The 1,990-nt window shown below is 62.1% G+C and carries 2 protein-coding genes; one reads left to right on the forward strand and one right to left on the reverse strand.

Annotation, left to right across the window (positions count from 1 at the left end; genetic code table 11):
- Nucleotides 1-800 (forward strand): alpha/beta fold hydrolase (locus tag DEM25_RS17455; protein ID WP_147393354.1); only part of this gene is annotated, 800 nt, incomplete at its 5' end.
- Nucleotides 801-932: 132 nt separating this feature from the next.
- Here DEM25_RS17455 and DEM25_RS17460 read toward each other — a convergent pair.
- On the reverse strand, nucleotides 933-1,990 hold a 1,058-nt coding region (locus DEM25_RS17460), incomplete at its 5' end, for a porin (protein ID WP_147393355.1).

Below are 1,990 nucleotides of genomic sequence, written 5' to 3' on the forward strand. Positions count from 1 at the left end.
ACAACGGCCTTGCGCCGGTCGTCTGTCTGCCCGGCCTCAGCCGCAACAGCCGCGACTTCCTCGGCCTTGCGCATCATTTCGCCAACCATGCCAAAAACCCGCGCCGGGTCTACGCGTTCGACTTCCGCGGACGCGGCTTGTCGGGCCATGACAAGGACTGGCGCAACTACAATGTGCTGACCGAAGCCGACGACGTGGTTTCCGGCCTGACGGCACTGAACATCGAGCATGCGATCTTCGTCGGCACTTCACGCGGCGGGATCGTGACCATGCTGCTGACCGCCATGCGCCCGGGCGCCATCCGCGCCGCCATTCTTAACGATATCGGGCCGGTGATCGAGGGGGCCGGACTGACGCAGATCCGGCTCTATCTGAAGAAGATGCCGCGCCCGCGCGATTGGACGGACGCGGTCGCCATCCAGAAGACGGTGATGGACAAATCGTTCACCGCCCTTGAGGACGCAGACTGGGCCTTCGAAGCCTTCGGCCGTTACCGGGAGATCGACGGCCAGATCCGACCCGATCACGATCCGGCGCTCGTGCGCACATTGACCGACATCGATCTGGGAGAACGTCTGCCCACCATGTGGCCGCAGTTTGCAGGGCTCAAACGGGTGCCGGTTCTGGTGCTGCGCGGCGAAAACTCATCGCTTCTGGCCGAAGAGACGGTGCGGACCATGCGGTCCATTCACCCGTCATTGACGGCGGCGGCGGTCAGGGGCCAGGGCCACGCGCCGATGCTGCATACACCCGGGGCGCTGGCGCCTGTCGAGGGCTTCGTCGGCAAGCTGAAATTCTGAGCAGACACCCGATCGCCTGCGTTCTGTGCGCCGGATGACGGCCGATTGCGCCTTGCGGCCGGGTCGATCCCCAAAACGAAAAACCCGGCAGTTGCCTGCCGGGTTTTCCTTCAACTGACGAATGTCAGGTGATCAGAACGAGCGCTGGAAGCGCAGCGTGCCGCCGAAGACGTCGTTGCCGGCATTGTTGTTGTAGTAAACAACTTCCGGACGGACGATGAAGCCGTCGGTGATCTCGTAGTTGATGTTGGCAGCAACTGCCCACTCATCACCGATGCCGTTGCCTTCGGCCCACTGAACCTGGGTGTTGAAGGTTGCCTGGTCGGTGAAGTCGAACGAAGCACCACCGATGATCGACAGCGTTTCAGCCGTGACCGGGCCGTTGGCCCAAGTGGTGTAAGCCGAGGAGTTTTCACCGTACATGACCATCAAGAAGGCCGAGAACGGATCGAACGACACGTCACCACGGATCTTACCGGACCAACCGCCCTGACGCAGAAGGCCGAGCTGCGGGCTGACAACGTTGTTGCGCGTGTCGTAACCCAGAACACCGCGGATCTGGAAAGCACCGCTGTCGTAACCAGCACCGGCAACGATGTGCGGCACATAGTCGTCAATGCCCCAACCGATGTGAGCGTCGTACACGCCACCGAACGTGTTGTCGGTGAAGTAGTTGCTGCTGCCCTGTTCGAGCGAGACACCAGCCGAGAACGCGCCACTGTTGAAGGTGTAGCTGATCAGGTTCGTGTCGAACGGACCATAACCGCCAGCGGTCGTATCGTTGATGACCGCGCCGCCGTAGCCGGTGAAGGTGGTGAAGAACGATTCGTCCTTACCGATGCGCAGGCCGGCCAGATCGATGTAGGCGAAGTTGATCGAGAACTCGCCTGCGTTCCGGTAGCCGTTCGGGCCAAGCGTCCAGTCCGGGTTGTTGCCGTTGACGACACGCTGGTTCTGAGCACCGTTGGTGTCATACTGCCAGCGGGTTTCGACGTAGGTCCGCAGCGGGCCATACTCGGTGTCGGCCCAGGTCGAGACGCGGAACGAAGCGCGAGCGCGCGTGTTCCATGTGCCCTCACCGTCAGCAGCAGTCACCTGGTTCAGCTCACCAAAGCCCAGGTCGTAACGGACATAGCCGTGGATGCGCAGGCAGGTTTCGGTGCCCGGGATGTAGAAGAAGCCGGTGCCGG

Source organism: Oceaniradius stylonematis (genome assembly GCF_003149475.2).
Lineage (GTDB): Bacteria > Pseudomonadota > Alphaproteobacteria > Rhizobiales > Rhizobiaceae > Roseitalea > Roseitalea stylonematis.